The sequence below is a fragment of the Streptomyces sp. NPDC007907 genome (genome assembly GCF_042959365.1).
GTDB lineage: Bacteria > Actinomycetota > Actinomycetes > Streptomycetales > Streptomycetaceae > Streptomyces > Streptomyces indiaensis.
The window spans coordinates 428,600-452,985 of the sequence record NZ_JBIBKR010000005.1; the positions used below are offsets into that span (position 1 = coordinate 428,600).

Annotated in this window: 22 protein-coding genes; 10 read left to right on the forward strand and 12 right to left on the reverse strand. The window is 71.2% G+C overall.

All coding sequences use genetic code 11. From position 1 onward, the window contains the following. Positions 1 to 115: 115 nt before the first annotated feature. Positions 116 to 1,093: a pirin family protein gene (locus ACFZDI_RS22705; protein WP_391252782.1), complete on the reverse strand. Its 978-nt coding sequence runs from the start codon at positions 1,091 to 1,093 to the stop codon at positions 116 to 118. 175 nt (positions 1,094 to 1,268) lie between these two features. Continuing rightward, complete coding sequence (locus ACFZDI_RS22710; protein ID WP_391252784.1) at positions 1,269 to 2,771, reverse strand: MFS transporter; 1,503 nt, start codon at positions 2,769 to 2,771, stop codon at positions 1,269 to 1,271. Positions 2,772 to 2,925: 154 nt separating this feature from the next. Here ACFZDI_RS22710 and ACFZDI_RS22715 point away from each other — a divergent pair, with 154 nt between their 5' ends. Then, complete coding sequence (locus ACFZDI_RS22715) at positions 2,926 to 3,657, forward strand: TetR/AcrR family transcriptional regulator C-terminal domain-containing protein (RefSeq protein ID WP_391252786.1); 732 nt, start codon at positions 2,926 to 2,928, stop codon at positions 3,655 to 3,657. Between the two features lie 40 nt (positions 3,658 to 3,697). Here the strand turns inward: ACFZDI_RS22715 and ACFZDI_RS22720 are convergent, their stop codons facing one another. After that, positions 3,698 to 4,162 (reverse strand): SseB family protein, encoded by a 465-nt coding sequence (locus tag ACFZDI_RS22720; protein ID WP_030846788.1) that lies wholly within the window; start codon positions 4,160 to 4,162, stop codon positions 3,698 to 3,700. 236 nt (positions 4,163 to 4,398) lie between these two features. Between ACFZDI_RS22720 and ACFZDI_RS22725 the strand changes: the two genes are divergently transcribed. The 4 genes from ACFZDI_RS22725 to ACFZDI_RS22740 all read left to right on the forward strand — a co-directional run bounded on the left by ACFZDI_RS22725 (position 4,399) and on the right by ACFZDI_RS22740 (position 8,630). Then, positions 4,399 to 6,225 (forward strand): acyl-CoA dehydrogenase C-terminal domain-containing protein, encoded by a 1,827-nt coding sequence (locus tag ACFZDI_RS22725; protein ID WP_391252788.1) that lies wholly within the window; start codon positions 4,399 to 4,401, stop codon positions 6,223 to 6,225. 75 nt (positions 6,226 to 6,300) lie between these two features. Then, positions 6,301 to 7,599, forward strand: coding sequence for a M18 family aminopeptidase (locus ACFZDI_RS22730; RefSeq protein ID WP_234849902.1), 1,299 nt, complete (start codon positions 6,301 to 6,303; stop codon positions 7,597 to 7,599). 88 nt (positions 7,600 to 7,687) lie between these two features. Next, complete coding sequence (locus ACFZDI_RS22735; RefSeq protein WP_190900965.1) at positions 7,688 to 7,942, forward strand: DUF6458 family protein; 255 nt, start codon at positions 7,688 to 7,690, stop codon at positions 7,940 to 7,942. 196 nt (positions 7,943 to 8,138) lie between these two features. Further along, the gene (locus tag ACFZDI_RS22740) at positions 8,139 to 8,630 is read left to right on the forward strand and encodes an LURP-one-related/scramblase family protein (protein WP_234849903.1); all 492 of its coding nucleotides are present in this window, start codon (positions 8,139 to 8,141) and stop codon (positions 8,628 to 8,630) included. Positions 8,631 to 8,639: 9 nt separating this feature from the next. On the opposite strand, the gene ACFZDI_RS22745 is transcribed toward ACFZDI_RS22740, so the two are convergent. Next, positions 8,640 to 9,437 (reverse strand): nitrilase-related carbon-nitrogen hydrolase, encoded by a 798-nt coding sequence (locus ACFZDI_RS22745; protein ID WP_391252791.1) that lies wholly within the window; start codon positions 9,435 to 9,437, stop codon positions 8,640 to 8,642. Between the two features lie 181 nt (positions 9,438 to 9,618). On the opposite strand from ACFZDI_RS22745, the gene ACFZDI_RS22750 reads away from it, so the two are divergent. Beyond that, positions 9,619 to 10,443, forward strand: a complete 825-nt coding sequence (locus ACFZDI_RS22750; protein WP_234849905.1) for a maleylpyruvate isomerase family mycothiol-dependent enzyme — start codon at positions 9,619 to 9,621, stop codon at positions 10,441 to 10,443. A 262-nt stretch (positions 10,444 to 10,705) separates the two neighbouring features. Next, a complete protein-coding gene (locus tag ACFZDI_RS22755; RefSeq protein WP_391252793.1) occupies positions 10,706 to 11,440 on the forward strand; it encodes a methyltransferase in 735 nt (244 codons plus the stop codon). A gap of 6 nt (positions 11,441 to 11,446) precedes the next feature. Here the strand turns inward: ACFZDI_RS22755 and ACFZDI_RS22760 are convergent, their stop codons facing one another. After that, complete coding sequence (locus tag ACFZDI_RS22760) at positions 11,447 to 12,742, reverse strand: nitrate/nitrite transporter (RefSeq protein ID WP_234847371.1); 1,296 nt, start codon at positions 12,740 to 12,742, stop codon at positions 11,447 to 11,449. After that, positions 12,739 to 13,389 (reverse strand): FCD domain-containing protein, encoded by a 651-nt coding sequence (locus tag ACFZDI_RS22765; protein WP_391252795.1) that lies wholly within the window; start codon positions 13,387 to 13,389, stop codon positions 12,739 to 12,741. Before ACFZDI_RS22765 ends, ACFZDI_RS22760 begins: the two co-directional genes overlap by 4 nt. Before the next feature lie 208 nt (positions 13,390 to 13,597). On the opposite strand from ACFZDI_RS22765, the gene ACFZDI_RS22770 reads away from it, so the two are divergent. Further along, entirely contained in the window at positions 13,598 to 14,497 is a 900-nt protein-coding gene (locus tag ACFZDI_RS22770; protein WP_234847373.1) for a D-alanyl-D-alanine carboxypeptidase family protein, read from the forward strand. 179 nt (positions 14,498 to 14,676) lie between these two features. On the opposite strand, the gene ACFZDI_RS22775 is transcribed toward ACFZDI_RS22770, so the two are convergent. From ACFZDI_RS22775 to ACFZDI_RS22790, 4 genes are all read right to left on the reverse strand, one after another. Next, on the reverse strand, positions 14,677 to 16,128 hold the full coding sequence (locus ACFZDI_RS22775; RefSeq protein WP_391252798.1) for a 2-oxo acid dehydrogenase subunit E2: 1,452 nt from the start codon (positions 16,126 to 16,128) through the stop codon (positions 14,677 to 14,679). 10 nt (positions 16,129 to 16,138) lie between these two features. Further along, entirely contained in the window at positions 16,139 to 17,116 is a 978-nt protein-coding gene (locus ACFZDI_RS22780; protein WP_234847374.1) for an alpha-ketoacid dehydrogenase subunit beta, read from the reverse strand. Position 17,117: 1 nt separating this feature from the next. After that, positions 17,118 to 18,308 carry a pyruvate dehydrogenase (acetyl-transferring) E1 component subunit alpha gene (gene pdhA / locus ACFZDI_RS22785; protein WP_391252800.1) on the reverse strand — a complete coding sequence of 397 codons (1,191 nt, stop codon included), beginning with the start codon at positions 18,306 to 18,308 and terminating at the stop codon, positions 17,118 to 17,120. A 425-nt stretch (positions 18,309 to 18,733) separates the two neighbouring features. Continuing rightward, on the reverse strand, positions 18,734 to 20,326 hold the full coding sequence (locus ACFZDI_RS22790; RefSeq protein WP_391252802.1) for a protein kinase: 1,593 nt from the start codon (positions 20,324 to 20,326) through the stop codon (positions 18,734 to 18,736). A 367-nt stretch (positions 20,327 to 20,693) separates the two neighbouring features. Here ACFZDI_RS22790 and ACFZDI_RS22795 point away from each other — a divergent pair, with 367 nt between their 5' ends. Next, positions 20,694 to 22,331 (forward strand): protein kinase, encoded by a 1,638-nt coding sequence (locus ACFZDI_RS22795; RefSeq protein WP_234847377.1) that lies wholly within the window; start codon positions 20,694 to 20,696, stop codon positions 22,329 to 22,331. A gap of 76 nt (positions 22,332 to 22,407) precedes the next feature. Here the strand turns inward: ACFZDI_RS22795 and ACFZDI_RS22800 are convergent, their stop codons facing one another. Next, positions 22,408 to 22,947, reverse strand: a complete 540-nt coding sequence (locus tag ACFZDI_RS22800; protein WP_391253229.1) for a proteasome activator — start codon at positions 22,945 to 22,947, stop codon at positions 22,408 to 22,410. An 85-nt stretch (positions 22,948 to 23,032) separates the two neighbouring features. After that, on the reverse strand, positions 23,033 to 23,602 hold the full coding sequence (locus tag ACFZDI_RS22805; RefSeq protein ID WP_391252804.1) for a helix-turn-helix transcriptional regulator: 570 nt from the start codon (positions 23,600 to 23,602) through the stop codon (positions 23,033 to 23,035). Between the two features lie 136 nt (positions 23,603 to 23,738). Here ACFZDI_RS22805 and ACFZDI_RS22810 point away from each other — a divergent pair, with 136 nt between their 5' ends. After that, a complete protein-coding gene (locus ACFZDI_RS22810; protein WP_391252806.1) occupies positions 23,739 to 24,383 on the forward strand; it encodes a hypothetical protein in 645 nt (214 codons plus the stop codon). Positions 24,384 to 24,386 lie beyond the last annotated feature (3 nt).

Genomic DNA, 24,386 nt, shown 5'->3' on the forward strand with positions numbered 1-24,386 from the left:
CCCGGGCGGGCCGTCCCGTCAGGGAGGCCCGCCCGGGTGACGGGGCGTCAGCCGCCCCGTGCAGGAAGGCCGGCGGTGGGAATCCCACCGCCGGCCTTCCGCGCTACCGGCTGCGTCAGTCCTGCGGGCCGCCCGCGGTCATGCCGTGCACCGCCGGGACCGTGCCCAGGCGACCCTTCTGGAAGTCCTCGAAGGCCTGCATGAGCTCGTCCTTGGTGTTCATGACGAACGGGCCGTAGTGGGCCATGGGCTCACGGATGGGCTGTCCGCCGAGCAGGACGACCTCCAGGTCGGGCGTGTGCGCGTCCTGCTTCTCGTCCGCGCGGACGGTCAGCGAGGAGCCGGCGCCGAAAACGGCCGTCTGGCCCATGTGGATCGGGCGCCGCTCGGCACCGACCGAGCCCTTGCCCGCCAGGACGTACGCCAGCCCGTTGAAGTCCTCGCGCCACGGCAGCGTGACCTCCGCCCCCGGCGCGATGGTCGCGTGGACCATCGTGATCGGGGTGTGCGTGATGCCGGGGCCCGCGTGCCCGTCCAGCTCACCGGCGATGACCCGCAGCAGCGCGCCGCCGTCGGGGGTGCTGAGGAGCTGGACCGTGCCGCCGCGGATGTCCTGGTAGCGCGGGGCCATCATCTTGTCCTTGGCCGGGAGGTTCACCCACAGCTGCAGGCCGTGGAAGAGCCCGCCGGAGACGACGAGGTGCTCGGGTGGGGCCTCGATGTGCAGCAGGCCCGAGCCCGCGGTCATCCACTGGGTGTCCCCGTTGGTGATGGTGCCGCCACCGCCGTTGGAGTCCTGGTGGTCGAAGATGCCGTCGATGATGTAGGTGACGGTCTCGAAGCCGCGGTGCGGGTGCCACGGCGTGCCCTTGGGCTCGCCCGGCGCGTATTCCACCTCGCCCATCTGGTCCATCATGATGAACGGGTCGAGGTGGCGGTAGTTGATCCCCGCGAATGCCCGGCGCACCGGGAAGCCCTCACCCTCGAAACCGCTCGGAGCGGTCGTGACGGCGAGCACGGGACGTGCCACGGCGTCGGCGGGCGCGGTCACGCGGGGCAGCGTCAACGGGTTCTCGACGGTCACTGCAGGCATGTCGGTTCCTCCTCGTGTACGCCCAGTTTAGTTGAGCGTTGAACTTCCTGCCACCCCCAACAGAGAAAACCGGGAGCGCATTCCCGACCCGGGGGACGGCGCAGCGAACCACGGGAGTCCGGCACGACGAAAGGCCGTCACCCCGCTGCGGGGTGACGGCCGTCCGGTTTTCGCGTCAGGCGACCAGCTCGCGCTCCGCGCTCGCGGCGTCGGCCCGAGCGGGCGTCTTGCGGTCCCGCATGACCAGCGTGGCCACGACCGCCGCGGCCAGGACCCCGAGCGCGCTGATCGTGAAGGTCGTCGACATCGAGTCGGTGAAGGCCTCCCGGGCCGCCCGGACCAGACCCGCGTCACCGCCCGCCACCGTCAGCGCCCCGCCGATGGACTCCCGGGCCTGCTCGGGTGCTCCGGCCGGCATCTCGTCGGTGTAGCCGGAGGTGAGCAGGGAGCCGAGGATCGCGATGCCGAGGGCGGTGCCGGACTGCTGGATGGTGTCGTTGAGGGCGGAGCCGACGCCCGCCTTGTCCTCCGGGATGGTGCTCATCAGCGCGGCCACCGCGGCCGGCATCGCCAGACCCGCACCCAGGCCCAGGATCCCCAGCGCCACCGCGGGGACCGTGAACCCGCTGTCGGCGGTGAGCGTGGTCAGCAGCCCGAAGGAGGCGACCATCAGCAGCATCCCGCCGAGGATGACGAACCGGTTGCCGAACCTCACGGCGAGCTGCGCCCCGGCCGTGTTGCCGGCCAGCGCGGCGACGGCCAGCGGCAGGAAGGCGAGTCCGGCCTTGACGGCGGACCAGCCGAGCACGAACTGGAGGTACTGGGTCAGCACCAGCAGCAGGCCGGCGTTGCCGATCTGGACGAGCGCCAGGGAGAGCGAACCGCCGCTGAAGTTGCGGTGCTTGAACAGGACCAGCGGGACCATCGGCGCGGGGGTCACGTTCTGCCAGGTCACGAAGCCGGCCAGGGCGAGGACCGCGACGGCCAGGACGACGAGGGAGCGGCCTTCGAACGCACCGTGCTGCGGGATCTCGATGATCCACCACACCAGGGCCGTCATGCCCACCGCCGACAGCACCGCGCCCAGCGGGTCAGGCTTCTGCCACGGCGCCCTGGACTCCGGCATCAGCAGCACACCGGCCAGCAGCGCGAGAGCGACGATCGGCACGTTGATCAGGAAGATCGCCTGCCAGGCGAAGTGGTCGATCAGGACACCGCCCAGCACCGGGCTGCCGACCAGCCCGAGCATCGACACCGAACCCCACGCGGCCATCGCCCTGGGACGCTCGGCCTCGTCGAAGACGGTGATCAGTATCGACAGGGTCGACGGCATGATCAGCGCCCCGCCGACGCCCATCGCGATCCGCACCGCGATCAGCTCACCGGGAGTGGAGCTGAACACCGCCCCCAGTGAAGCCGCCCCGAACAGCAGCAGCCCGATGAGCATCACCCTCCGGCGCCCGAACCGGTCGCCCAGACTGCCGGAGGTCAGCAGCAGCCCGGCGAAGACCAGGGTGTAGGAGTCGAGGATCCACTGCATGGCCTGGGCACTCGCGCCGAGGTCCTCGGTCAGAGCGGGCACCGCGACCGTCAGCGCCATGTTGTCGACGACCAGGACCAACGTGCTGAGGCACAGCACGATCAGGATCCACCAGCGCCGTGGATTGCGAGCGTCCATTTCCTCTTCCCCTCCTGCGAAACACCGTTCGTGCGAACACCGTTCCTTCGATGCGCACACTGTATGCAGCGCGGAACAGTGTGCGCAACCCTTGAGTTCTGTACGCTGCTTGCGCACGCTGTTCGCACGCAGAGGTTCACCAGGAGGGACTCCGATGAGCAGGACGAAGGACACGAACCCGATCCCGTCCGTATGGACCCGCGAGCAGCGCCGCACCGACCAGCCCGCGCTCAGCCGGGACGCGATCGTCCGCGAGGCGATCGCGATGCTCGACGCGGACGGCGTCGAGGCGCTCTCCATGCGCAAGCTCGGCGCACGCCTGAACGCGGGCGCGACCTCGCTGTACCGGCACGTGGCGACGAAGGACGAGCTGATGGAGCTCGCGGTGGACGAGGTCGCCGCCGAGATCCACGTCCCGCCGGCCGGCGGCCCCGACTGGCGCGCGGCGGTGACCGAGGCGGCCGGGTCCTTCCGCACGACGGCGCTGCGGCACCCATGGCTGACGCTGGTCCTGGGGCAGGCCGGGCTCGCCTACCTCGGGCCGAACTACATGAACTTCTCGGAGCGGCTGGCGGCCCTGTTCACCGCCGCGGGATTCCCCGAGCCGAACCGGGCGATCGACGCCGTCTTCTCGTACGTCATCGGCATGAGCACCACGGAGGCCGCCTGGCTCACCACGGTCGCCCGCTCCGGCGAGAGCGAGTCGGAGTTCGTGGCCCGGCTGCTGCCCGCGGCCCGGCAGGCCTCGGCCGGCTACGACCACCTGGCGGCAGCCGAGCCGGAGACCAGCGCGCAGGCCGGCGACCCGGCGAAGCTGCGCGACGACAAGTTCGCCTACGGCCTGGAGGTCGTCCTGGACGGCCTGGCGCTGCGCCTGCCGAAGTGAGCACGGACGGGCCTCTGCCGCCGTCCGCGCGGCAAGGGCGTCAGCCGTACATGCGGCGCATGGCGAACTCGACCATCTGCTCCACGGCCTTGGCGTCGAACACCATGCGGTGCTCGCCCTCCATGTCGAGGACGAAGCCGTAGCCGGTCGGCAGCAGGTCCAGGACCTCGGCGCCGGTGATCACGAAGTACTTGGACTCCTTGCCCGCGTACCGGCGCAGCTCCTTGAGCGTGCTGAACATCGGGATCACCGGCTGCTGGGTGTTGTGCAGGGCGAGGAACCCGGGGTTGTCGCCGCGCGGGCAGTAGACCTTCGACGTGGCGAAGACCTGCTGGAAGTCCTCGGCGGCCATCTGCCCGGTGGTGAAGGCGCGCACCGCGTCCGTGAGGGAGGGCGGGGACGGCTCGGGGTACAGCGGCGGCTGCTGCCCGTACCCGCCGGACATCGGCTGCTGCGGAGGGGCGTACTGCCCTTGCGGGCCCGCTGTCTGGTCGTAGCCGTACATGAGCGCAAGCGTACCGAGAGCGGACGGGCGCTCGGGCCGGTACGTCCGGTCCGGACGACCGCAGGGACGGCCGCGCCGCGGAACTGACCGTTCCGGTGTGACCTGTCACAGATGACGGGATCGGGGTTGCTTCTTATTACCGACGGGTAGCATCATCGTAGCTACTTGTTGGTACGTGAACTAGCGCGAGGATCCAGTGCCTCGCCGATCTCTCTACGGAGCCGGGAGCCGTCGCCATGGGGCACTACAAGTCGAATCTCCGCGACATCGAGTTCAACCTCTTCGAGGTACTCGGGCGGGACAAGGTGTACGGCACCGGTCCGTTCGAGGAGATGGACGTCGAGACCGCGAAGAGCATCCTGGAGGAGCTGACCCGTCTCGCGGAGAACGAGCTGGCCGAGTCCTTCATCGACGCCGACCGCAACCCGCCGGTCTTCGACCCGGAGACCAACACCGCACCGGTCCCCGCCTCCTTCAAGAAGAGCTACCAGGCCTTCATGGACTCCGAGTACTGGCGCCTCGGCCTGCCCGAGGAGATCGGCGGCACCACCTCGCCCCGCTCCCTGATCTGGGCCTACGCCGAGCTGATCCTGGGCGCCAACCCGGCCGTGTGGATGTACTCCTCGGGCCCGGCCTTCGCCGGCATCCTCTTCGAGGAGGGCAACGAGGTCCAGAAGCACATAGCCAAGGTCGCCACGGAGAAGCAGTGGGGCTCCACGATGGTCCTCACCGAGCCCGACGCGGGCTCCGACGTGGGCGCCGGCCGCACCAAGGCCGTGCAGCAGGAGGACGGCTCCTGGCACATCGAGGGCGTGAAGCGCTTCATCACCTCCGGTGAGCACGACATGTCGGAGAACATCCTCCACTACGTGCTCGCCCGCCCCGAGGGCGCCGGCCCCGGCACCAAGGGCCTGTCCCTCTTCCTCGTCCCGAAGTACCTCTTCGACTTCGAGACCGGCGAGCTGGGCGAGCGCAACGGCGTCTACGCCACCAACGTCGAGCACAAGATGGGCCTGAAGGCCTCCAACACCTGCGAGATGACCTTCGGCGACCAGCACCCCGCCAAGGGCTGGCTGATCGGCGACAAGCACGACGGCATCCGCCAGATGTTCCGCATCATCGAGTTCGCCCGCATGATGGTCGGCACGAAGGCGATCTCCACGCTCTCCACGGGCTACCTCAACGCCCTGGAGTACGCCAAGGAGCGCGTCCAGGGCCCCGACCTGGCGAACTTCATGGACAAGACCGCGCCCAAGGTCACCATCACGCACCACCCGGACGTGCGCCGCTCGCTCATGACGCAGAAGGCGTACGCGGAGGGCATGCGCGCCCTGGTGCTCCACACGGCCTCCATCCAGGACGAGATCCAGGTCAAGGAGGCCGCCGGCGAGGACGTCTCCGCCCTGGAGGCCCTGAACGACCTGCTCCTGCCCATCGTCAAGGGCTACGGCTCCGAGAAGGGCTACGAGCAGCTCGCCCAGTCGCTGCAGACCTTCGGCGGCTCCGGCTTCCTCCAGGAGTACCCGATCGAGCAGTACATCCGGGACTCCAAGATCGACACCCTCTACGAGGGCACCACGGCCATCCAGGGCCAGGACTTCTTCTTCCGGAAGATCGTCCGCAACCAGGGCGCCGCGCTGAACTCCCTCGCCGAGGACATCAAGAAGTTCCTCGCCCTCGGCACGGGCGGCGAGGAGCTGGCCGGTGCCCGCGAGCACCTCGCGAAGGCCGCCGTCGAGCTGGAGGCCATCGTCGGCCTGATGCTCACCGACCTCGCCGCCACCGAGCAGGACGTCAAGAACATCTACAAGGTGGGCCTCAACAGCACCCGCCTGCTGATGGCCTCCGGTGACGTCGTCGTCGGCTACCTCCTGCTCAGGGGTGCCGCGGTCGCCGCCGAGAAGCTGCAGACGGCCACCGCCAAGGAAAAGGCCTTCTACACCGGCAAGATCGCCGCCGCGAAGTTCTTCGCCGCCAACGTCCTGCCGGGCGTCACTCTGGCCCGCAAGGTCGCCGAGGGCGTCGAGCTGGACCTGATGGAGCTGGACGAGGCCGCGTTCTGATCCTTCACGTCCTCTGTGCGAGGGCCCGTTCCCTTACCCGGGGAACGGGCCCTCGTCCGTCGTTAAAGTGAACCCATGACCGAACGAGCCCGCTTCGACCGCGGCCACACCGACGACCTCATGACCTTCCTGGCGGCGAGCCCTTCGCCGTACCACGCCGTGGCCACGGCCGCCGAGCGGCTGGAGAAGGCGGGCTTCAGGCAGGTCGCCGAGACGGACGCCTGGGACGGGACGAGCGGCGGCAAGTACGTCCTGCGCGGCGGCGCGATCGTCGCCTGGTACGTGCCGGAGGGCGCCGCGCCCCACACGCCGTTCCGGATCGTCGGCGCCCACACCGACTCCCCCAACCTGCGCGTCAAGCCGCTCCCCGACAGCGGGGCGCACGGCTGGCGCCAGGTGGCCGTGGAGATCTATGGCGGACCGCTGCTCAACTCCTGGCTCGACCGCGACCTCGGCATCGCCGGCCGGCTGACCCTGCGCGACGGCTCGACGCGCCTGGTGAACGTGGACCGGCCGCTGCTGCGCGTCCCGCAGCTCGCCATCCACCTGGACCGCTCGGTCACCGCCGACGGTCTCAAGCTCGACAAGCAGCGGCACATGCAGCCGGTGTGGGGCCTCGGCCGCGACGTGCGCGACGGCGATCTGATCGCCTTCCTGGAGGAGACGGCCGGCATCCCGGCGGGCGAGGTCACCGGCTGGGACCTGATGACGCACTCCGTGGAACCGCCCGCCTACCTGGGCCGCGACCGGGAGCTGCTGGCCGGCCCGCGCATGGACAACCTCCTGTCGGTGCACGCCGGCACCGCCGCCCTCGCGGCCGTCGCCTCGTCCTCGGCGCAGCCGGCGTCCATCCCGGTCCTGGCCGCCTTCGACCACGAGGAGAACGGCTCGCAGTCGGACACCGGCGCGGACGGGCCGCTGCTCGGCAACGTGCTGGAACGCTCGGTGTTCGCCCGCGGCGGCTCCTACGAGGACCGGGCCCGCGCCTTCGCCGGCACGGTCTGTCTGTCCTCCGACACGGGCCACGCGGTTCACCCCAACTACGCGGAGCGGCACGACCCGACGCACCACCCGCGCGTCAACGGCGGCCCGATCCTCAAGGTCAACGTCAACAACCGCTACGCCACGGACGGTTCGGGCCGCGCGGAGTTCACGGCGGCCTGCGAGGCGGCCGACGTGCCCTTCCAGTCCTTCGTCTCCAACAACTCCATGCCCTGCGGCACCACGATCGGTCCGATCACCGCCGCCCGGCACGGCATCCGGACCGTCGACATCGGCGTGGCCATCCTGTCGATGCACAGTGTCCGCGAACTGTGCGGTGCCGACGACCCGTTCCTGCTCGCCAACGCGCTGACGGCGTTCCTGGAGAGGTAGAACGAGCCGTCACCGCATGGGTGTTCGCCTCGGGGGTACCCGGTGTTCCGGGACCGGAACGACCGGACCGTACAGGGAGGCGACACACATGGGCCTCGGCGGATGCATCATCCTCATCGCCGTGGGAGCCATCCTCACGTTCGCGACCGACTGGGACATGCAGGGGGTCAACCTCGACCTGGTCGGCATCATTCTGATGATCGTCGGACTGATCGGCGTCACCACGTTCAGCAGCATCGCCAGGCGCCGGCGCGTGGTGGTGCCCCCGACGACGCCCGGCGTCGTCGAAGACCCGGCGGTCCACCCCCGCCGCGACGGCTACAGCGACGGCTACGGGGTCTGACGCGTCAGGCTCTCGGACGACTGTCACGAAGAGGCGGCACACCCGCGGGGCGGGCGGCGCACTCGCGCCCTCGCCGCCGTCCGCCGGGTGCGCCGGCCTCCGGCCGGGGTGGGCGTCGGCTGCGATGGGCGGCCGTCCTCAGCCCGTCGGCCTATCGGCGGCGTTTCGGGAGCGGCCGCGGGGAAGCCCTGGTCTCATGAGATTCCTCGTGTACGACCGGCTCCTCGGCTTCGGTGACGACTACTGGATCGAGGACGACCACGGCAGCAAGGTGTTCCTCGTCGACGGCAAGGCCCTGCGGCTGCGGGACACCTGGGAGTTGAAGGACACCCAGGGGCGCGTCCTCGTCGACCTCCACCAGAAGATGCTCGCCCTGCGCGACACCATGGTGCTCCAGCGCGGCGGGGAGCCGCTGGCGACCATTCGCAGGAAACGGCTGTCCCTGCTGCGCAACCACTACCGGGTGTCCCTGGCCGACGGCAACGAGCTGGACGTCAGCGGCAAGATCCTCGACCGGGAGTTCGCCGTCGAGTACGACGGGGAGCTGCTGGCGGTGATCTCCCGGCGGTGGCTGACCGTACGGGACACCTACGGCGTGGACGTCGTCCGCGAGGACGCCGACCCGGCCCTGCTGATCGCGGTGGCCGTGTGTGTCATCCACCTCGCGGAGAAGGAACGGGAGGACTGAGAGCGCCGGTCAGGGCCTGCGCGGCGGCTGGAGTCCCAGCATCCGGTCCTTCAGCGCCGGGAACTGCTCCCGGGTCGCCGCCACCTTCCCCGGGTCGAACTCCACCGTGAGGACCTCCTCGCCGGCACCGGCCTGTGCCAGCACCTCGCCCCACGGGTCGACCACGATCGAGTGACCGGCCTGGGGAACTCCGGCGTGCGTCCCGGCCGTTGCGCAGGCGAGGAGGAACGACTGGTTCTCCACGGCCCGCGCCTGGGCCAGCAGCGTCCAGTGGGAGCGGCGGCGCTCCGGCCAGCCCGCCGACACCACGAGCGTCTCGGCACCGGCGTCGACCAGACCGCGGAAGAGCTCGGGGAAGCGGAGGTCGTAGCAGGTGGACAGGCCCAGGGTCGTCTCCGGCAGACGCACCGTCACCAGCTCGCTGCCCGCCCCCATCAGCACGGCCTCGCCCTTGTCGAAGCCGAAGCGGTGGATCTTGCGGTAGGCGGCGGCCAGGTCGCCGGCGGGGGAGAAGACCAGGGAGGTGTTGTAGAGCGGTCCGTCGGGGTCCCGCTCCGGGACGGAGCCGGCGTGCAGCCACACGCCCGCGTCGCTCGCGGCCTTCGCCATCGCCTCGTACGTCGGCCCTTCGAGCGGCTCGGCCTCGCGCCCGAACTCCTCGTAGGCGAAGGCACCCGTGGTCCACAGCTCCGGCAGGACGACGAGATCGGCTCCGGCCTGCTCCCGGACCAGCGCCGCCACGCGCCGACGGCGCGCTTCGACCGATTCGTCCTCGTTAACGGCGATCTGGATCACAGAGGCGCGCACACTACCACCGTCCTGGCATTCGAGCCGTCCACACGGGCCTACGATCGTCACACGAAAGCACTGCCGGGGTGCCTCACAGCAGCGTAACTTAGCTCGCAAGACGCCCGCCGACAGCCGCCACCTCCCACTGGCAACGCCGCCACCACCTGCCCGTGACCGAACCGCCGAGGGGTCCCGTTCCGTGAGTCTGCATCCCACCCTCCAGCCCTACGCCGATGCCTGGACCCACTCCGTCGAAGCGATATCCGAGCTGCTCCAGCCGCTCGCGGAGGCCGAGTGGAACCGGCGGACGCCATGCCCCGGCTGGTCGGTGCGGGACGTGGTCTCCCACGTGATCGGGCTGGACTGCGAGATGCTCGGCGACCCGCGCCCCATCCACAGCCTGCCGCGCGACCTCTTCCACGTGACCAACGAGCACCAGCGCTACATGGAGATGCAGGTCGACGTCCGCCGCCACCACACGGCGCCGGAGATGACCTCCGAGCTGGAGTACGTGATCATCCGCCGCAACCGGCAGCTGCGGAACGAGTCGCGCGACCCGGGCACGAAGGTGCGGGGGCCGCTCGGCAGCGAGCTCACCCTGGAGGAGTCCATGCGGCGGCACGCGTTCGACGTGTGGGTGCACGAGCAGGACCTGCGTACGGCCCTCGGCCGGCCCGGCAACCTCGACTCCCCCGGCGCGCTGATCGCCCGTGACGTGCTCCTCGGTGAACTTCCGCGCGTGGTCGCCGAGAAGGCGCAGGCACCACGCAGCTCGGCGATCGTCCTCGACGTGCACGGGCCCGTGGAGTTCCTGCGCACGATCCGCGTCGACATCCAGGGCCGCGGCACCCTGGAAACGGCCCCGGCCCTCGGCCCCGCCGCCACCCTCACCCTCGACTGGGAGACGTACGTCCGCCTGGCCTGCGGCCGCGTGACGCCGGAGTCGGTCTCCGACAGGCTGAAAACAGAGGGCGACCCGGAACTGACGGCGGCGATCCTGCGCAACTTCACGGTGACGCAGTAGGGACGCCCCCGGCCGCGGCGACGCATGCCGCTCGGCTGCGGGCAGGCGCCCCCTGCGGGCATGCATACCGCCCGAGCTGCGGGCATGCGTGCCGCTGGGGGCGGCACGGGTGGGCATGGGGGTCCCCCCTGCTCGAGCGAAGCCGAGAGCTTGCGGGAGGCACCCCGCTCCGCCGGTGTGCGGACCCACCGCCCCCAGCACGAACGCCGGCACCGAAAAACCCCGTGCCGCAGCCCGACAAACCCCCGTAGCGTCCCCCCGCATGACCCCACCCCGCCGCACCCGCCTCACCTTCCACGGCCCCCTCTCCGCACCCCGCGCCGACGCCCTCGTGCAGCGCCTCACCCGCCACCACCCCACCACGGTCCTGGACATCGGCTGCGGCTCGGGCGAACTGATGCTCCGCGTCCTGGCCGCCACCCCGGAGGCGACCGGCACCGGCATCGACCTGGACACCGACGACCTGGCGCGAGGACGCACGGCCGCCGCGGACCGCGGCCTCGCGTCCCGGGCCCGGTTCCTGGAGGAGTCCGCCACCGGCACCACCCACGGCCCCGCCGACCTCGTCCTGTGTGTGGGATCGAGCCAGGCCCTCGGCGACCGGCTCCCCGACGCCCTGGCCGAGCTCCGCCGTCTCGTCACCGCCCACGGCCGCGTCCTGCTCGGCGAGGGCTTCTGGGAACGCACCCCGGCCCCCGGCGAACTGACCCGCATGTGGCCGGACGCGGCCGTCACCGACCACCCCGACCTCGCGACGCTCATCGGGATGACCGTCGACGCCGGTTTCCGGCCCGAGTGGACCGAGACCGCGAGCCTCGACGAATGGGAGGCGTTCGAGTCGGGGTACCTCGCGGACACCGAGGTATGGCTCGCCGAGCACCCCTGTCACCCCCTGGCGGAGGAGACCCGGCAGCGCGTCGACCGGCACCGCGCCCGGTGGCTCACCTACCGCGGCGTCCTCGGCCTCGCGTACCTCACCCTCGTACCGACCGCCTGACGGACGTCATGCCGGCACGTGCACCGTCTCCACCCGGCTGGCCACCAGCCGCTCCCGCTCCCGCCGCTGCGCCCGCTTGCGCAGCCGCAGGATCTGGGAGACCCCGAGCGCCTGGAGCACGAACACCGCCGAGAAGGCCAGGGACCAGTCGTCGCCGGTGGCGTCCAGGAGCACGCCGATCGCGAACAGCGTCGTCATGGAGGCGATGAAGCCGCCCATGTTGGTGATGCCGGAGGCGGTGCCCTGCCGCTCGGGCGGGTTGGCCGGGCGGGCGAAGTCGAAGCCGATCATCGACGCCGGCCCGCACGCCCCGAGCACCGTGCACAGCACGATCAGCAGCCACATCGGGGCGTGCGGGCCCGGGTAGGCGAGCGTCGCCGCCCACAGGGCGGCCGTCGTGCCGACCGTGCCGAGCGCGAGCGGCAGCCGGGCCCCGTGGTGCCGGGCGACGATCTGGCCGTAGACCAGGCCGACCACCATGTTCGACAGGACGACGAGGGTGAGGAGTTCACCGGCGACCGCCCGGGACAGCCCCTGCGCCTCGACGAGGAACGGCAGGCCCCACAGCAGCAGGAACACCATCGCCGGGAACTGGGTGGTGAAGTGCACCCAGAGGCCCAGCCGGGTCCCGGGCTCCCGCCAGGAGGCTGCGATCTGCCGCCGTACATAGGCCGCGCCCTGGTGCGGCAGGGGCTCCGGCTCGTGGCCCTCCGGGTGGTCCTTGAGGAACAGCAGCACCAGGACCAGCACCACGGCCCCGGCCGCCGCGCTGCCCGCGAACGCCGCCGTCCAGCCGACGCCGTGCAGCAGCCGGGCCAGGACGAGCGTGGAGACGAGGTTGCCCGCCATGCCGATCAGTCCCGCGAACTGGGCGACCAGCGGCCCGCGCCGCGCCGGGAACCAGCGGCTGCCCAGGCGCAGCACGCTGATGAACGTCAGCGCGTCACCGCAGCCCAGCAGCGCCCGGGAGGCGAGCGCCATGCCGTACGACGGGGAGAAGGCGAAGCCCAGCTGCCCGGCGGTGAACAGCACCGCGCCGAGCGTCAGCACCTTCTTGGTGCCGAGCCGGTCGACCAGCAGGCCGACGGGGATCTGCATGCCCGCGTAGACCAGCAGCTGGAGGATGGAGAAGGTGGACAGGGCCGAGGCGTTGACGTGGAAGCGGTCGGCGGCGTCGAGGCCGGCCACGCCCAGGGACGTGCGGAAGATGACCGCGACGAAGTAGACCGAGACGCCCGTGCCCCACACGGCCAGGGCGCGGCGGCCGCCCGGCGGGTCGCCGGGTATCGAGACGGCGCTCATCGAACCTCCCCCCGGGCCAGGTGAGAGAACCAGCCGATGTGGCGGTGGACGAGGCCGACGGCCGTCTCCGCGTCACCGGAGCGCAGCGCGTCGAGGATCTCCTCGTGCTCGGCGAGGGTCTTGGCGATGCGGTCGGGGTGGGAGTGCATGACGGCGACGCCCATGCGCAGCTGGCGGTCGCGCAGCTGGTCGTAGAGGCGGGAGAGGATCTCGTTGCCGCCGCTGCGGACGATCTCGGCGTGGAAGCAGCGGTCGGTGACGGCGGCCCCGGCGAGGTCCCCGGCGGCGGCCTGCTTCTTCTGCCGGGCCAGCAGCTCCTCCAGGCGCTCGATGAGCCCGGCCGGCGCGGGCACGGCCTTGCGCGCCGCGTGCTCCTCGACGAGCAGCCGCGTCTCGACGACGTCGGCGATCTCCTGCGCGGAGACGGGCAGGACGAGGGCGCCCTTCTTCGGGTAGAGCCGGATGAGCCCCTCGGCCTCCAGCCGGAGCAGCGCCTCGCGGACCGGTGTGCGCGACACTCCGACGGCCTCGGCGAGCTCGCCCTCGGTGAGGAGGGTGCCGCCTTCGTAGCGGCGCTCCAGGACGCCCTGTTTGACGTGGGTGTAGACACGGTCGGCGGCGGGCGGTTGCTTCACGGCCAGGGTCATGCGGACAGCATAGATACAACAGGTACGCATGAAGAGATACGTCCAGTATGCGGACTTGTATGTCACACATCCGTGGCAAAGCGGGGGTCCCCCTCGGCAACAGCACAACCACGTGTGCTAGTTACGAGTCAGACACATGCGGCCTGCTTCCCCTCGTCCTCAACTCGGCCGCATCGTTGGGGCATTCGACGCAATCGGGGTACTTGACTTGATAACCGGCATTAAGGGCACCCGTCTCCGCAGAGCCGCGGCCGTCGCCGTGACCACCGGCGCCATGCTCGCGACCGGTGCCCTCACCGTCGCGCCGGCGCAGGCCGCCTCGGCGCCCTCCATCGCCGCCAAGGGCGGCTACGTGATGAACAACGCGACCGGCAAGTCGCTGTACACCAAGGCGGCCGACACCCGGCGCTCGACGGGCTCGACCACCAAGATCATGACCGCCCTGGTGGTGCTGAAGCAGTCGAACCTGAACATGGACAGCAAGGTCACGATCCAGAAGGCGTACAGCGACTACATCGTCGACAACAACTACGCGTCCAACGCGAAGCTGATCGTCGGCGACAAGGTCACCGTCCGCCAGCTGCTGTACGGGCTGATGCTGCCGTCCGGCTGCGACGCGGCGTACGCGCTCGCCGACAAGTTCGGTTCGGGCTCGACCCGTTCGGCGCGCGTGAAGTCGTTCATCGGCAAGATGAACACCACCGCCAAGAACCTGGGCCTGAAGAACACCCACTTCGACTCGTTCGACGGCATCGGCCACGGCGCCAACTACTCCACGCCGCGCGACCTGACCAAGCTCGCCAGCGCGGCGATGAAGAACTCCACGTTCCGCACGGTCGTCAAGACCAAGAAGTACACGGCGAAGACGACCACCAAGTCCGGCGGCACGCGGACGATGGCGCCGTGGGAGAACACCAACCCGCTGCTCGGCAGCTACTCCGGCGCGATCGGCGTGAAGACCGGTTCCGGCCCGGAGGCGAAGTACTGCCTGGTCTTCGCCGCCACCCGCAGCGGCAAGACCGTCATCGGCACCGTCCTCGCCTCGACCGGCCTGGACGCCCGCAAGGCGGACGCCACGAAGCTGCTCAACTACGGCTTCACCCAGTAGGGACCACGCCGAGGGGGCCCTGTCGCACACCGCGGCGGGGCCCCCTCGGCCGTGTGCGTCCCGCTCGGGCGGGTCCGACGCGCTTCCTGTGCTCTGCCGTGCCCGCCGGCCCCCCGGCCGGCCTCCGGAAAGCGCCGGCGGCCCCCCGCCCGGGTGGGCAGGGGGCCGCCGCAGTCGGCTCACGCCCAGGTGATCAGGCGCTTCGGCTGCTCCAGGATCGCCGCCACGTCGGCCAGCACCTTCGAGCCCAGCTCGCCGTCGACCAGACGGTGGTCGAAGGACAGGGCCAGGGTGGTGACCTGACGGGGCTTCACCTTGCCCTTGTGGACCCACGGCTGAAGCTTGATCGCACCGACCGCCAGGATCGCGGACTCGCCCGGGTTGAGGATCGGCGTGCCCGTGTCGACGCCGAAGACGCCGACGTTGGTGATCGTCACCGTGCCGCCCTGCATCGCCGCCGGAGACGTCTTGCCGTCCCGGGCCGTCGACACCAGCTCGCCCAGCGACTCGGCCAGCTGCGGCAGCGTCTTCGCGTGCGCGTCCTTGATGTTCGGCACGATCAGACCGCGCGGGGTCGCGGCCGCGATGCCCAGGTTCACGTAGTGCTTGACCACGATCTCCTGGGCGGCCTCGTCCCAGGACGCGTTGACGTCCGGGTTGCGCTTGATGGCGACCAGCAACGCCTTGGCGATCAGCAGCAGGGGGTTCACCCGCAGGCCGGCGAACTCCTTGTCGGCCTTCAGCTCCTCGACCAGCTTCATCGTGCGCGTGACGTCGACCGTCACGAACTCGGTGACGTGCGGCGCGGTGAACGCCGAGCCGACCATCGCCGCCGCCGTCGCCTTGCGCACACCCTTGACCGGGATGCGGGTCTCCCGCGCGGTGTCGTACGACACCGCGGCCGGGGCAGCGGCGGCCGGGGCGGGCGCGACCTGCGGCTCGGGCGCCGCCGGTACGGCCGCGGCGACCGCGGCGTGCACGTCCTCGCGGGTGATGATGCCGTCCGGGCCCGTCGGGACGACCGTCGTCAGGTCGACGCCCAGGTCCTTGGCGAGCTTGCGGACGGGCGGCTTGGCCAGCGGGCGCTCCCCGCCGGCCGGGGCAGCCGGAGCCGCCGGGGCCGGGGCGCTCGCCGCCGGGGCCGTCGGCGCGTGGCCGTTCAGCTCCGTCTGGATCGCGGTCGAGGCCTGCTGGACCGGGACCTCGGGGCCCTTGCGGGGGCGGCGGCGGGTGGACGAGGTCGCCACCCCGTAGCCCACCAGAACCGGCTGGCGACCCGGAGCCGCGGCCTTCGGCTCCTCGGCGGGCGCGGCTGCCTCCGGCTGCGCGGCGGTGGGCTGCTCGGCGGCGGGCGCGGGCGCGGCACTGCCGCCGCCGACGTCCACCGCGATGATCGCCGTGCCCACGTCGACCGTGGTGCCCTCCGGGAAGTGCAGGTCCCGGACCACGCCGTCGTAGGGGATGGGCAGCTCCACGGCCGCCTTCGCCGTCTCGACCTCGCAGACCACCTGCCCGTCGGTGACCGTGTCGCCGGGCTGGACGTACCACTTGAGGATCTCGGCCTCGGTGAGTCCCTCGCCCACGTCGGGCATCTTGAACTCGCGCACGGACGCTTCCGTCATCGTCGTCACGACCCTCTCCTCAGTACGCCAGCGAGCGGTCGACGGCGTCCAGTACCCGGTCCAGGTTCGGCAGGTACTCCTCCTCCAGGCGGGCCGGCGGGTACGGCGCGTGGTAGCCGCCGACCCGGAGCACCGGGGCCTCCAGGTGGTAGAAGCAGCGCTCCGTGATCCGCGCGGCGATCTCCGCGCCGGAGCCGAAGAACACCGGGGCCTCGTGGACCACGACCAGACGGCGGGTCTTCTCCACCGACGCCTGGATCGAGTCGAAGTCGAGCGGGGAGACCGAGCGCAGGTCCAGGACCTCCAGGCTCTTGCCCTCCTCGGCGGCCGCGTCGGCGACCTCCTGGCAGAGCTTCACCATCGGGCCGTAGGCGGCCAGGGTGAGATCGGTGCCCTCGCGGACCACCTGGGCCTTGTGCAGCGGGCCCGGGATCGCCTCCGTGTTGACCTCGCCCTTGTCCCAGTAGCGGCGCTTGGGCTCGAAGAAGATCACCGGGTCGTCGCTCTGGATGGCCTGCTGCATCATCCAGTACGCGTCCGACGCGTTCGACGGGCTGACGATCTTCAGACCGGCGACGTGCGCGAAGAGCGCCTCGGGCGACTCGGAGTGGTGCTCCACCGCGCCGATGCCGCCGCCGTAGGGGATGCGGACGACGACCGGGAGCTTGACCTTGCCCAGCGAGCGGGCGTGCATCTTCGCGAGCTGCGTGACGATCTGGTCGTACGCGGGGAAGACGAAGCCGTCGAACTGGATCTCCACCACCGGGCGGTAGCCGCGCAGGGCCAGGCCGATCGCCGTGCCGACGATGCCCGACTCGGCGAGCGGGGTGTCGATGACGCGGCTCTCGCCGAAGTCCTTCTGCAGCCCGTCCGTCACGCGGAAGACGCCGCCGAGCTTGCCGACGTCCTCACCCATGATCAGGACCTTGGGGTCGGATTCCAGGGCGCGGCGCAGCGACTCGTTGATCGCCTTCGCGAGTGCCATCTTGTCGGCCATCTCAGTTACCCCCCTCATCGGCGAACGACGCCTGGTACGCGGCGAACTGGGCGCGCTCCTCGTCGACGAGCGCGTGCCCGTCCGCGTAGGCGTTCTCGAAGATCGCGAAGTGGTCCGGATCCGGCATGGCACGGACCGCCTCGCGCACTCGTCTGCCCAACGCCTCGGACTCGGTCTCCAGTTCCGCGAAGAATCCCTCGTCCGCGTGGTGTGAGGCCTCCAGATAGCGGCGCAGGCGCAGGATCGGGTCCTTGGCCTCCCAGGCCTGGCGCTCCTCGTCGCCCCGGTAGCGGGTCGGGTCGTCGGAGGTGGTGTGGGCGCCCATGCGGTAGGTGAACGCCTCGACGAGGGTCGGGCCCTCGCCGCTGCGGGCCCGCTCCAGGGCCCACCGGGTGACCGCGAGGACGCCGAGCACGTCGTTGCCGTCGACCCGCACGCCCGGGAAGCCGAAGCCCTGGGCGCGCTGGTAGATCGGCACGCGGGACTGCTTCTCGGTGGGCTCGGAGATGGCCCACTGGTTGTTCTGGCAGAAGAACACGACCGGGGCGTTGTAGACCGCGGAGAAGGTGAAGGACTCGGCCACGTCACCCTGGCTGGAGGCGCCGTCGCCGAAGTACGCGATCACCGCGCTGTCGGCGCCGTCCTTGGCGACGCCCATCGCGTAGCCGGTGGCGTGCAGCGTCTGGGAGCCGATGACGATCGTGTACAGCTGGAAGTTGTTGCTGTTGGGGTCCCAGCCGCCGTTGTTCACCCCGCGGAACATCCCGAGCAGGTTGGCCGGGTCGACCCCGCGGCACCAGGCGACGCCGTGCTCGCGGTAGGTCGGGAAGACGTAGTCGTCCTCGCGGGTGGCCCGGCCGGATCCGATCTGGGCGGCCTCCTGGCCGAGCAGCGACGCCCACAGGCCCAGCTCGCCCTGGCGCTGCAGGGAGGTGGCCTCGGCGTCGAAGCGGCGGGTGAGCACCATGTCGCGGTAGAGGCCGCGGAGCTCTTCCGGGGTGATGCCGGCGACGTACTTGTCGTACTCGGCGTTCTTGACGCGCTTGCCCTCAGGCGTCAGCAGCTGCACGAGCTGGGGCTCGGTGCCGGCGTCCTTCTTGGCGGTGGTGCGGGTGCGCTTGGTGCCGGTGGTGCCGGCCTTGCTTCCGGCGCTGCGTCGCGGTGTGCGCGCGGCAGTGCTCTCCACGGTCACGTGTGCTCCTCCGTCGGTCCGGGCCACGGGGTTGCCGGTAGGCCTGGGGGTCCCCCCTTGCTCTTTTGAGCTCGGGGGAGCGGCTCACCTGTTCTCGACCACGGGGCACGGGGTGGGTGCCGCTCGGCCGGGAACGGGCGTGACAGGTGCCCCGGCGAGCGCCCTGCAGAAAGCACGTTACCCAGTGCGCCACATTTCTGTGTAACCCCACCTGACCTGCGATTTTGCTTGGATATCCAAGTAAATCGGGAAGGCGTGGAAGGGCCCTGGTCACAGCCTTGCAGGAGGCCGGAGCTACCGCACGTTAACCCGGTGACCCAGGTCACGGGAAGAGTCCTCTTTTCGGCGTACCCCGAACGGCACGCGCGCGTGGGCCCCGTTCCCGGGTCCCACGCGCGCGTGGATCATGCCGCTGAGCTGTGGGGTCAGCCTTCGCCGCCGCCCGCGCCGCCCACGATGCCCTCCGTGGCGCCGCCGTCCGTACCGCCGGTGTCGTCGGTCGGGGTGCCCGGATCGGTGGGCTCCTCGTCCGTCGGCTCACCGGTCGGCTCCGCGCTCGTCGGGTCGCCCGTCGGCTCGCCGGTGGGCGAGGCGGGAGCGCTCTGCGACGGCGTGGCGGACGGCTTGTAGGTCGGCGTCCAGTTGCCGCTGCCCGAGCCGGTGCCGGTGCCGTCGTCCGTCGTGGTGTCCGTCGGCCGGCCGGTGTCCTCGTCGCTCGGCGTCTCGCTGGGCGTCTTCTTCTCGGTCGTCTGCGAGGTGGTCGGCTTCTGCTCCTTGCTCGGGCCGTCCTTGTCGCCGCCGGTGTTCTGCAGCGCCAGCGCGACACCCGCGACGACGGCGATCACCGCGAGCACGGCGAGGATCCACAGCTTGCCGCGGCCGCTGCCCTTGTTGCCCTGGCCCTCGAAGCCGCCGTCGTCCCCGCCGCCGTAGCCGCTGGGCAGGATCGGCGAGGGGATCTGCGTGGTACCGGAGACGTCCCCGGGATGGCCCATCACGGCCGTCGCTCCGGCGAAGCCGCCCGACGGGGTGTTGCGGCCCTCGTGCATGTCGACCGGGCCGGTGTTCCAGGTGCCGGTGTGGCCGCCCTGGTCGTAGAGCATCTGCAGCGCGTACTGGACCAGCCCGCGCATCTCCTCCGCCGTCTGGAACCGGTCGTCGGGCTCCTTGGCGAGGGAGCGCATGACCAGGCCGTCCAGCTCCGGCGGGCAGGCGTCGGAGGCCTCGGACGGCGGCGTAGGGATGTCCTGGACGTGCTGGTAGACCACCGACAGCGGGGTCTCGCCGGTGAACGGCGGGCGCAGCGCGAGGAGTTCGTAGAGCAGGCAGCCCGTCGCGTACAGGTCGGAGCGGTGGTCGACGGCCTTGCCGAGGGCCTGCTCGGGGGAGAGGTACTGCGGGGTGCCCATGACCATGCCGGTCTGCGTCATCGTCGTGGACGCGCCGTGCAGGGCGCGGGCGATGCCGAAGTCCATCACCTTCACGGCGCCGTTGTGCGTGATGATGACGTTGGCGGGCTTGATGTCGCGGTGCACGATGCCGTGCTGGTGCGAGTAGGCGAGCGCCTCCAGAACACCGGAGACGATGATCAGCGCCTGCTCGGGGCCGGGCGCCTCCGCGTTCAGCAGGAGGTCGCGGATGGTGCGGCCCTCGACGATCTCCATGACGATGTACGGCACGGACTGGCCGCCGACGAAGTCCTCGCCGGAGTCGTACACGGCGACGATCGCGTGGTGGTTGAGGCCGGCCACCGACTGGGCCTCGCGCGTGAAGCGCGCCTTGGACACGGGGTCCTCGGCGAGGTCGGAGCGGAGCAGCTTGACCGCGACGGTGCGTCCGAGACGGACGTCCTCGGCTGCGAACACCTCGGCCATGCCGCCCCGGCCGAGTCTGCGGGTCAGCCGGTACCGGCCGTCCCCGACCAGTCCGCCGTTCCCCCAGGACTCCGGCGCCTCCGACATGCCGCCGCCAGTCGCCTCGGGGTCGGACGGGCCCTGAGCGCGCTGCTGCTGTGCCATCAGTCCTCGCCGTCGTTTCTGCCCGCGGTGCGCGCGGTGTTGTTACGGTCTCCGTCGGCCACGCTACAGCCTCCGCGCAAGCCTCCGGCCCGAGAAGGGGCACCGGGACCGGCACGAGACGGACCGGTCATGAAACCTTCACTCCTTACTGTCGTGCAAATCCCGTGTCCCGGCCGTACGCCCCCGGTAACGCTTCCGCGACGCTTCTTTCGCGTACGGTCACGGAACGGGCACCGAGCTTGACGTGTCAGTGCCCTGGGGCAGACTTGGCCGGGAATGGCGGTTTGGATCAACGACGGATCCACGACGGATCCACGGTGATCCGCGTAAGTCGGCGGCGCCTCAAGGGCTACGGGGGAAACGGGACATGAGCCAGGACGGCGCACAGGGCCAGTACGCGGGGCGGGCGCTCGCCGGCGGCCGCTATCAACTGCGTGACCTCCTCGGCCAGGGCGGCATGGCCTCGGTGCACCTCGCCTACGACAGCGTGCTCGACCGGCAGGTCGCCATCAAGACACTTCACACGGATCTCGGACGGGAACAGGCCTTCCGCGAGCGGTTCCGCCGCGAGGCCCAGTCCGTGGCCAAGCTCACGCACACCAACATCGTGTCGGTCTTCGACACCGGCGAGGACACCCTCGACGGCTTGACGACGCCGTACATCGTCATGGAATACGTCGAGGGCCGCCCGCTCGGCTCGGTCCTCGACGAGGACGTGCGGCAGCAGGGCGCGATGCCCGCGGACAAGGCGCTGAAGATCACCGCGGACGTGCTGGCCGCGCTGGAGATCAGCCACGAGATGGGCCTGGTCCACCGCGACATCAAGCCGGGCAACGTGATGATGACCAAGCGCGGCGTGGTCAAGGTGATGGACTTCGGCATCGCCCGCGCCATGCAGTCCGGTGTGACGTCGATGACGCAGACCGGCATGGTCGTCGGCACCCCCCAGTACCTCTCGCCCGAACAGGCCCTCGGCCGCGGGGTGGACGCCCGCTCCGACCTGTACTCGGTCGGCATCATGCTGTTCCAACTGGTCACCGGGCGGCTTCCGTTCGAGGCGGACTCGCCGCTGGCGATCGCGTACGCGCACGTGCAGGAGGAGCCGCCGGTCCCGTCCTCGGTCAACCGCGCGCTGCCCCCGGCCGTGGACGCGCTGATCGCCCGCGCGCTGAAGAAGAACCCGAACGAGCGCTTCCCCAGCGCCGAGGCCATGCGGGACGAGTGCCTGCGGGTGGCGGCGTCCTTCCAGGCCGCGCCGCCGAGCATCGTCCCGGGCACCCCGGCCCCGAGCGGCGCGGGCGTCGGCTCGGCCGTGTTCCCGCCGGTCGACCAGGCGACCCCGGCGCCCTCGGGCCAGGTCCAGACGCCGTACCAGCCGACCCCGCCCCCGAACCCGTACGGCACGCCCGCACCGACGGGGCCGACCCCGGCGTACGGATACCCCCAGGCGGGCGGCTACCAGACGCCGACCCCGGCGGGGTACTCCCCGCAGCCGGGCCCGTCGACGCCGCCGCCGTACAACCTGTCGCCGCAGGCTCCGGCGGCCTCCTCCGGCGGCAGGAACAAGCCGGTGATCATCGGCTCGATCATCGTGTCCGTCGTCGCGGTCGGCGGCCTCGTCACGGCGCTGCTGCTGAACGGCGGCGGCGAGGACGACAAGGGCGGCGGCGGCAGCCCGAGCGCCTCGGCCTCCGCGGAGAAGAAGCCCGGCTACCGCGGCCCGGACACCACGAAGACGATCGACACCGAGGAGTGCACGGAGCCGCGGGAGTCGTACAACGACCCGGACAAGATCCAGATCCCGGACTTCAAGTTCAAGAACATCAAGTCGGTCAAGGCCTGCCTCCAGGCGGCCGGCTGGGAAGTGGACGAGAAGAAGGTCGACGAGAACACCTACGGCGACGGCACGGTGATGAACCAGTTCCCGTCCGCCGACACCGACGTCGACCCGGAGGACATGCCCGAGATCGAGCTGAGTGTCTCGACGGGCAACCCGCCCTCCTGAGGTCCCCTGACGCGCGGAAGGGCCCGGCGGCTTCGGCCGCCGGGCCCTTCGTCCACTCCGTGATGCCCGGGGCCCTCTACAGGTAGGGGCCGCCGGACCGGCCGCCGGGGTGCTGCTCGTCGAGGCCGTCACCGACCCCGGGCGGGAGGGCACGGCGCATGGACTCCAGCTGGGCGCGGGCCGCCATCTGCTGGGCGAACAGCGTCGTCTGGATCCCGTGGAAGAGCCCCTCCAGCCATCCGACCAGCTGGGCCTGCGCGATGCGCAGCTCCGAGTCACTGGGGGTCGCCTCGTCCGTGAAGGGCAGGGAGAGCCGCTCCAGTTCCTCGACCAGCTCCGGCGCGAGGCCGTCCTCCAGCTCCTTCACGGAGCTGGCGTGGATGTCCTTCAGCCGCACCCGGCTGGCCTCGTCCAGGGGAGCCGCCCGCACTTCCTCCAGCAGCTGCTTGATCATGCTGCCGATCCGCATGACCTTCGCGGGCTGCTCCACCTGCTCCGTGATCGGGGTCTCGCGGGAGTCATCGTCTGCGCCGCCGTCACCGAGCGCCATGCCGTCCTGGCCCACGACCAGGATCTGCGGGTTCTCCGACGACCGTTCGTTCCTCGGCATCTCCATGTCGCCATTCTGTCGCACGCCTGCACCTCACCTCCGTGGTGCCCCCACAGAGGGCTGATCCACCGTGCTGGAGGAGACGAGTCGCTCACGCCCCGGGTTGCTCCGGCGGGAGCGGCTCCTCCCCGCGGGTGAAACGGAGCAGGCGGGCCTCACAGTGGTCCAGCCAGCGCACCTCGGCCTCGGCGTGGAGGACGAGCTGCTCCAGGACGAGCAGCCGGGCCAGCTCCCCGGGGTGCTCCGGCGCGCGGGCCAGCGCCTCGGCCCGCTGCCGCACCTGGTCGTGCAGCGCCCGCGTCACATGCCGCCGCTGAGCCTCAACGACCTCCCGCACGTCGACGCCGTCCGTGCCGAGCGCCATCACCAGCTTGATCGCCAGCTCGTCGCGGGGCGGGCCGGCCCGTTCCACCGGGCGGTCGTACCAGGAGCCCAGCTCGGCCCGGCCGGCCTCGGTGAGCGCGTACAGCGTCCGTCCGGCCGCGTCGACGCCGTCCCGGGCGACCATGCCGTCCCGTTCCAGGCGGCCCAGCGTCGTGTAGACCTGCCCGATGTTCAGCGGCCAGGTGCCGCCTGTGCGCGCCTCGAAGTCGGTGCGCAGGCGGGAGCCGTAGCGGGGGCCGGCCGCCAGCAGGGCCAGCAGCCCGTGACGTATCGACATAACCGGATTGTGCGCGATTCCGTCCGTCGGCCGAACCCGGCGTGCCGGGCGCGCGGGGTGGTGTGAGGCTGTTTGTCTGATGATGACCGAACTTGCCGTTCTGTCCTACCGGGCACGGCGGGAGGGGGTCACCCCCGTGACTCCATGGCTACGCGCGCTGCGGGCGGCAGGACTGGTGCTCGCCCTGGGGGCGGGCGCGGTCGTCTCACCCATCGCATCCGTCCCGTCGTACGGGGCCGTCCTCACGCACGACGAGGAGAGGGACCGGGAGGAGGCGGAGGGGCCGCGGTCCGGGCCGCCCAGCGCCCGGTCCCCGAGGCCCGCCGCATCGGCCTCGTCGGCCGGACCGGCCGGGCATGCCCGGCCGGGCGACTCACCCCGGGCTGCTTCCCCGTCCCGGTCCGCCCCGTCACCCCTGGCGGCTCCGTCGGCCCTGGCGGCTCCGTCGACGCGGGCGGCCTCGCCGACGCGGGCGGTCCCGCCGACGCCCTCCGCCACCGGTGAACCCTCCCGGGCCGGGAGCAGGGCCGGAGAGGGCCGGGCGCGGCCGGGACGGCCGGAGCAGCGGCCGGACCTCCCCGACACCACGGCCCTCCCCGAGGAGCCCCGCGAGACCACCCCGGCGCCCACCGCGGCGACGGAGCAGCCCGTACGCGAGGCCGCCACCGCACAACGCCCCGTCGGCCCGGTCCTGCGGATCCTGCCCCTGGGCAGCGGCCTGGTCCTGATCGGCCTGGGCCTGGCCCTGGCGTTCGTCGCCCTGCGACTGCGCCGGGTCTAGGGT

Excerpts from the sequence above, each read along its gene's own strand:
- ACFZDI_RS22710 (WP_391252784.1), bottom strand. The coding sequence starts at position 2,771 with ATGGACGCTCGCAATCCACGGCGCTGGTGGATCCTGATCGTGCTGTGC.
- ACFZDI_RS22795 (WP_234847377.1), top strand. The coding sequence starts at position 20,694 with ATGAGCCAGGACGGCGCACAGGGCCAGTACGCGGGGCGGGCGCTCGCC.
- ACFZDI_RS22725 (WP_391252788.1), top strand. The coding sequence starts at position 4,399 with ATGGGGCACTACAAGTCGAATCTCCGCGACATCGAGTTCAACCTCTTC.
- ACFZDI_RS22740 (WP_234849903.1), top strand. The coding sequence starts at position 8,139 with ATGAGATTCCTCGTGTACGACCGGCTCCTCGGCTTCGGTGACGACTAC.
- ACFZDI_RS22730 (WP_234849902.1), top strand. The coding sequence starts at position 6,301 with ATGACCGAACGAGCCCGCTTCGACCGCGGCCACACCGACGACCTCATG.
- ACFZDI_RS22780 (WP_234847374.1), bottom strand. The coding sequence starts at position 17,116 with ATGGCCGACAAGATGGCACTCGCGAAGGCGATCAACGAGTCGCTGCGC.
- ACFZDI_RS22760 (WP_234847371.1), bottom strand. The coding sequence starts at position 12,742 with ATGAGCGCCGTCTCGATACCCGGCGACCCGCCGGGCGGCCGCCGCGCC.
- ACFZDI_RS22765 (WP_391252795.1), bottom strand. The coding sequence starts at position 13,389 with ATGACCCTGGCCGTGAAGCAACCGCCCGCCGCCGACCGTGTCTACACC.
- ACFZDI_RS22715 (WP_391252786.1), top strand. The coding sequence starts at position 2,926 with ATGAGCAGGACGAAGGACACGAACCCGATCCCGTCCGTATGGACCCGC.
- ACFZDI_RS22790 (WP_391252802.1), bottom strand. The coding sequence starts at position 20,326 with ATGGCACAGCAGCAGCGCGCTCAGGGCCCGTCCGACCCCGAGGCGACT.
- ACFZDI_RS22735 (WP_190900965.1), top strand. The coding sequence starts at position 7,688 with ATGGGCCTCGGCGGATGCATCATCCTCATCGCCGTGGGAGCCATCCTC.
- ACFZDI_RS22805 (WP_391252804.1), bottom strand. The coding sequence starts at position 23,602 with ATGTCGATACGTCACGGGCTGCTGGCCCTGCTGGCGGCCGGCCCCCGC.
- ACFZDI_RS22755 (WP_391252793.1), top strand. The coding sequence starts at position 10,706 with ATGACCCCACCCCGCCGCACCCGCCTCACCTTCCACGGCCCCCTCTCC.
- ACFZDI_RS22705 (WP_391252782.1), bottom strand. The coding sequence starts at position 1,093 with ATGCCTGCAGTGACCGTCGAGAACCCGTTGACGCTGCCCCGCGTGACC.
- ACFZDI_RS22800 (WP_391253229.1), bottom strand. The coding sequence starts at position 22,947 with ATGGAGATGCCGAGGAACGAACGGTCGTCGGAGAACCCGCAGATCCTG.
- ACFZDI_RS22720 (WP_030846788.1), bottom strand. The coding sequence starts at position 4,162 with ATGTACGGCTACGACCAGACAGCGGGCCCGCAAGGGCAGTACGCCCCT.